5 protein-coding genes and 1 pseudogene are annotated in these 4,938 nt (G+C 70.2%); all 6 read left to right on the forward strand.

From position 1 onward, the window contains the following. The coding region (locus VNT50_RS02875) for a helix-turn-helix transcriptional regulator (RefSeq protein WP_325483593.1) at positions 1-573 on the forward strand (573 nt) is incomplete at its 5' end. Positions 574-606: 33 nt separating this feature from the next. Beyond that, entirely contained in the window at positions 607-954 is a 348-nt protein-coding gene (locus VNT50_RS02880) for a histone-like nucleoid-structuring protein Lsr2 (RefSeq protein WP_325483594.1), read from the forward strand. A 187-nt stretch (positions 955-1,141) separates the two neighbouring features. Continuing rightward, a complete protein-coding gene (locus VNT50_RS02885; protein ID WP_325483595.1) occupies positions 1,142-2,608 on the forward strand; it encodes a pyridoxal phosphate-dependent decarboxylase family protein in 1,467 nt (488 codons plus the stop codon). Next, positions 2,605-3,924 (forward strand): lysine N(6)-hydroxylase/L-ornithine N(5)-oxygenase family protein, encoded by a 1,320-nt coding sequence (locus VNT50_RS02890; protein ID WP_325483596.1) that lies wholly within the window; start codon positions 2,605-2,607, stop codon positions 3,922-3,924. Before VNT50_RS02885 ends, VNT50_RS02890 begins: the two co-directional genes overlap by 4 nt. Then, positions 3,921-4,487 (forward strand): GNAT family N-acetyltransferase, encoded by a 567-nt coding sequence (locus VNT50_RS02895; protein WP_325483597.1) that lies wholly within the window; start codon positions 3,921-3,923, stop codon positions 4,485-4,487. The genes VNT50_RS02890 and VNT50_RS02895 overlap by 4 nt, the downstream gene beginning before the upstream one ends. After that, positions 4,484-4,938: pseudogene (locus VNT50_RS02900) on the forward strand (IucA/IucC family siderophore biosynthesis protein); the annotation flags it as partial. The gene VNT50_RS02895 and the pseudogene VNT50_RS02900, both read left to right, overlap by 4 nt.

Genomic DNA, 4,938 nt, shown 5'->3' on the forward strand with positions numbered 1-4,938 from the left:
ATCAGCACCCTTCTGGCCGTTCCGGTCATCGTCGACGGCGCCCCCCGGGGTGTGCTGTACGGGGGCACGTGGCACTCGTCGACCATCGGCGACTCCGTCGCCGCCCCCGCCTTCCAGGTCGCGGACGCACTCGCGGCGGAGTTCGCCGTCCGCGACGAGGTGCGCCGACGCGTCGCCCTGCGCGCAACGACTCCCCCGGCGGACCCGCCCACGGCGACCTTGCCGCCGGCCCACCGCGAGGAGCTGCGGGCGAGCTATGCAGAACTCCGCAGCATCGCGGCCGGAGTGCAGGACGGCCCCCTCCGCGAGCGCCTGAGCGCCCTCGAGCGGCGGCTCGCCGCGATCTCGGGAGACGAGAACTCCATCGAGCCGCTGGATGTGCGCCTCTCCCCGCGCGAGACGGACGTGCTCGCGTGCGCGGCGCTCGGCTCGACGAACGCAGAGATCGCGAGCGCGCTCGCAATCCGCGAGGGAACGGTCAAGGCGTATCTGGGGTCCGCGATGGCGAAACTGGATGCCTCGACCCGCCACGCGGCGGTCGCACGGGCGCGACGCGCGGGGCTGCTGCCGTAGCCAATCCCGTCCGGCGCTCGGTAGTGTGACGCCATGGCCCGCAAGATCGTGCATCAGCTCGTCGACGACATCGACGGAACAATCCTCGAGGTCGGCTCCGGCGAGACCATCTACTTCGCCCTCGACGGCATCGCCTACGAGATCGATCTCACGGAGCACAACGCCGCGGCGATGCGGGATGCTCTCGCGCCCTTTGTCGCCGCCGGACGCTCCGTCTCGAGCGGCCGCGGCGGCTCGACGACCTCCTCGAGCAAGCGCCGTCGCTCCGGACAGCAGGACTACTCCGCGATCCGGGCGTGGGCCAAGGACAACGGATACCAGGTCTCCGAGCGCGGCCGCGTGCCGGCATCCATCGTCGAGGCCTACGAAGCCGCGCACTGAGCCGTCTCAAACGCCCCTCCGCTTCCGGCGCGAGGGGCGTTTCGCTGTGCCGCCGAGGGGGCGAGTCTTCTCGGGTAACACGTCGCGACAAGCTTGACACACTCCCGGGTCAGTAAGTTAGGTTAGGCAACGCTTACCTGCGATCAACGTCGTTCGCGCTCATTCCACTCGACCTGGAGGCACGTCCGTGAACGATCTGCTGAGCACCTCTTCCGCCGATGCCTACGCCGACATGCTGCACGCAACGACCGGGCTCGTGGCCGAGAGGTTCCGGCGCATCGAGCAGCCGTTCTCGGGGGCGAGCCGCGATGAGCTGCAGAGTCTCGTCGACGGCATCGATCTCGACGGGCCGGGCGTGGGCACCGGCGACGCCGTGCGTGAACTCGACCGTCTCTACCTCGAGCACGCGGTGTGGTTCCACGACCCGGCCTACCTGGCGCACCTGAACTGTCCCGTCGCACTCCCGGCCGTCGCGGCCGAGGCCATGATCGCCGCGGTCAACACCTCGGTCGACACCTACGACCAGTCCACGATCGGCACGCTCATGGAACGCCGGCTCATCGAGTGGACGGCGGGGCGCATCGGCTTCGCCGCGGGCGACGGCGTCTTCACGTCGGGCGGCACGCAGTCCAACCTCCACGCGCTGCTCCTGGCACGCGAGTGGGCGCTCGCGCGGCACGGCGGTGACCGGGTGCGCGTCCTCCCCCGCCTCGCGATCTTCGCGACCGCGTCGAGCCACTTCAGCGTGGAGAAGTCTGCGCTCGTGCTCGGGCTGAGCGATGACGCCGTCGTTCTCGTGCCCGACGACGGCGAGGGCCGGATGGACCCGCGGGCCCTCGGTTCGCTGCTGACGGCGGTTCGCGACGCCGGCCGCCTCCCGATGGCGGTCGTCGCGACCGCCGGCACGACCGACCGCGGCGTGATCGACCCGATCGCCCCGATCGCCGACCGCTGCGGGCACGACGTCTGGCTGCACGTCGACGCGGCGTACGGGTGCGGCCTGCTGCTCTCGCGCCGACGGGACCTCATCCGCGGCATCGACCGCGCCCGTTCGGTGACCGTCGATTATCACAAGAGCTTCTTCCAGCCGGTCTCCTCGAGCGCGATCATCGTGCGCGAGCCGGCCGACCTCGCCGCGGCATCCTGGCACGCCGACTACCTCAATCCCCTCGAAAACGACGAGCCGAACCAGGTCGACAAGTCGCTGCAGACGACGCGCCGGTTCGATGCCCTGAAGCTGTGGACGACACTGCGCGCGCTCGGCGCCGAACGGCTCGGCGAGATGTTCGACGCGGTGATCGATCTGGCCGCGGAGGTCGGCAGCGACATCGCGCAGGATGACGAGCTGGAGCTCGTGGGCCGCAGCCAGCTCAGCACCGTGCTGTTCCGCGTGCGGCCGGAGGGCACGGACGCGGCGACCCAGGACGCCCTCGTGGCGGGCGTGCGTCGCGTGCTCTTCGAGTCGGGGCGGGCCCTGATCGCGAAGACCGTGATCGACGGGCGCCCCTGCCTCAAGTTGACGCTCCTCAATCCCGAAGTGACGCGCACCGACGTCGCCCGCGTTCTGGCGCTCGTGAAGGACGCGGCCGCCACCCTCGCCGAGATCTCGCCCGCCTTCGATGCGGCCCTCGCGGGAGCGGAGGCGAACGCGTGAGCGCGGCGACTGGCATCCACGACCTCGTCGGCATCGGCATCGGCCCCTTCAATCTGGGCCTCGCGTGCCTCGCCGATCCTCTGGCGATCGACGCTGTCTTCGTCGATCGGGCGAGCGGATTCCGGTGGCACCACGGCATGATGATCGACGGCTCCACCATCCAGGTGCCGTTTCTGGCCGACCTCGTGACGATGGCCGATCCCACGTCGGGATTCTCCTTTCTGAACTGGCTCAAGGAGAGCGGGCGGCTCTACCCCTTCTACATCCGCGAGAACGTCTATCCGCTGCGGGCCGAGTACGACGCCTACTGCCGCTGGGCGAGCGAGAAGCTGCCGAACCTGCGCTGGGGGCGCGAGGTGACTGCCGTGGAGTACGACGCGGGAGAGGACGTGTACGTCGTTCGGATGCTGTGCCAGGACACCGGCGCGGAGGAACAGGTGCGCGCCCGCCACGTGGTGATGGGAGTGGGCACCGCTCCCGTGGTCCCCGCCGCCCTGCGCGAGCTCCCCGGTCCGTGCACGCACAGCGCCGACTACCTCACGCATCGCGAGCAGCTGCGGGCCGCGGAATCGATCACTGTCGTCGGCAGCGGTCAGTCGGCCGCGGAGATCTACAGGGACCTGCTGGGCGGCATCCGGGAGGGCGGCTATCGCCTGGACTGGGTGACCCGCTCGCCGCGATTCTTCCCGATGGAGTACACGAAGCTCACCCTCGAGATGACCTCACCCGAGTACACCGACCATTTCCACGGCCTTTCCCTGGGAACCCGGCAGCACCTCGGCCGGGAGCAGCGGAGCCTGTACAAGGGGATCTCGAGCGAGCTCATCGACGAGATCTACGACCTGCTCTACGAGCTGAGCGCCTCCGGTCCCGTGCCGACGACGCTGCTGACCGATACCGAAGTCGAAACCGCCTCATGGGACGGCTCGAGCTATCGGCTGCGGCTTCGGCACCAGCCGTTGGGGCGCAGCTACGAGCGCGGAACGCACGCGATCGTGCTCGCCACCGGCTACGCCGCGCAGGCGCCCGCCTTCCTCGATCCGATCGCCGATCGCCTCGACTGGGACAGCCTCGGCCGCCTCGACGTGGCCAGGAACTACTCCGTCGACGGAGGGCGCGGGCGCGTCTTCGTGCAGAACGGCGAGGAGCACACCCACGGCCTCACCGCGCCCGACCTCGGTTTCGGCGCGTGGCGCAACTCGACGATCCTCGCGGCGGTGCTGGGCAGCGAGCCCTACCCGATCGAACGGCGGATCGCATTCCAGCAGTTCGGCGTGCCCGCCGATGCACGCATCGGCGCGGAGGCGGCCTCGTGAGTGTGACGACACGTTTCGACATCCGCGTCCGCCCCACCGATCCGCGGGGCGACGCGATGCGAGTGCAGCGGTGGCTGCAGCATCCGAACTCCGCGTTCTGGGGAATGGCCGACCTCGACGTCGACGCCGTCGGCGACTACCTCGCGGATGTTGCCACCGACGTGCATCAGGACTCGTGGATCGGGCTCGTCGACGGCGCGCCGGCCTTCCTCGTCGAGACGTACGACCCCGCCCACGTGCTGCTTGCCGGGATCCACGAGGCTCTGCCCGACGATCTCGGCATGCACATCCTCGTCGCGCCGCCGAGCGGCACGCCCGTGCACGGATTGACGGATGCCGTCTTCGCCGCCGTGATGCGGTGGTGCTTCTTCGCGCTCGGAGCCCAGCGGGTCGTGGTGGAGCCCGACGTCCGCAACGATCGCATCGCGCAGAAGAACGCGCGTGCGGGCTTCCGTGTGCTGCGCGTCGTCGACGTTCCCGACGGCGATCACCTCAAGCGCGCCGCCCTGTCGGTGTGCACGCGCGACGACTTCGCGGCCTCCCCGCTCGGGACCCTCCCGTGATCGCCGCGACCGCGTCGTCGCCCGCAACGTCGTCGCCCGCAGCGTCGCCGCGACCGACGGCGCCCGCCCACCTGACGCCCGCGTTCATGGACATCGCGCAGCGGCACCTCGTCGCGAAGGCGATCGCCGAGTTCACGCACGAGCGACTGCTCGCGCCGACGCCGGACGGCGACGGGTGGCGGCTCGAACTCGACGACGGCCGCATCGGTTACCGTTTCCGCGCCGAGCGCACGAGCCTCGAGCACTGGATCATCGACGAGCCCAGCATCGAGCGCACCGTGGACGGCGTACCCGCGCCCCTCGACGCGCAACGGCTGATCATCGAACTCCAGCCCCTGCTCGAGATCCCCGAACCGCTCCTCGCGACCTACCTCGAGGAGGTCGCCTCGACCCTCGCCAGTGCAGCGTTCAAGGCACACCGCGGCGGGCTCAGCGCGGCCGAGGTCGCGAG

The organism is Microbacterium sp. (genome assembly GCF_035554235.1).
In the GTDB taxonomy this organism is placed as follows: Bacteria; Actinomycetota; Actinomycetes; order Actinomycetales; family Microbacteriaceae; genus Microbacterium.

Excerpts from the sequence above, each read along its gene's own strand:
- VNT50_RS02880 (WP_325483594.1), top strand. The coding sequence starts at position 607 with ATGGCCCGCAAGATCGTGCATCAGCTCGTCGACGACATCGACGGAACA.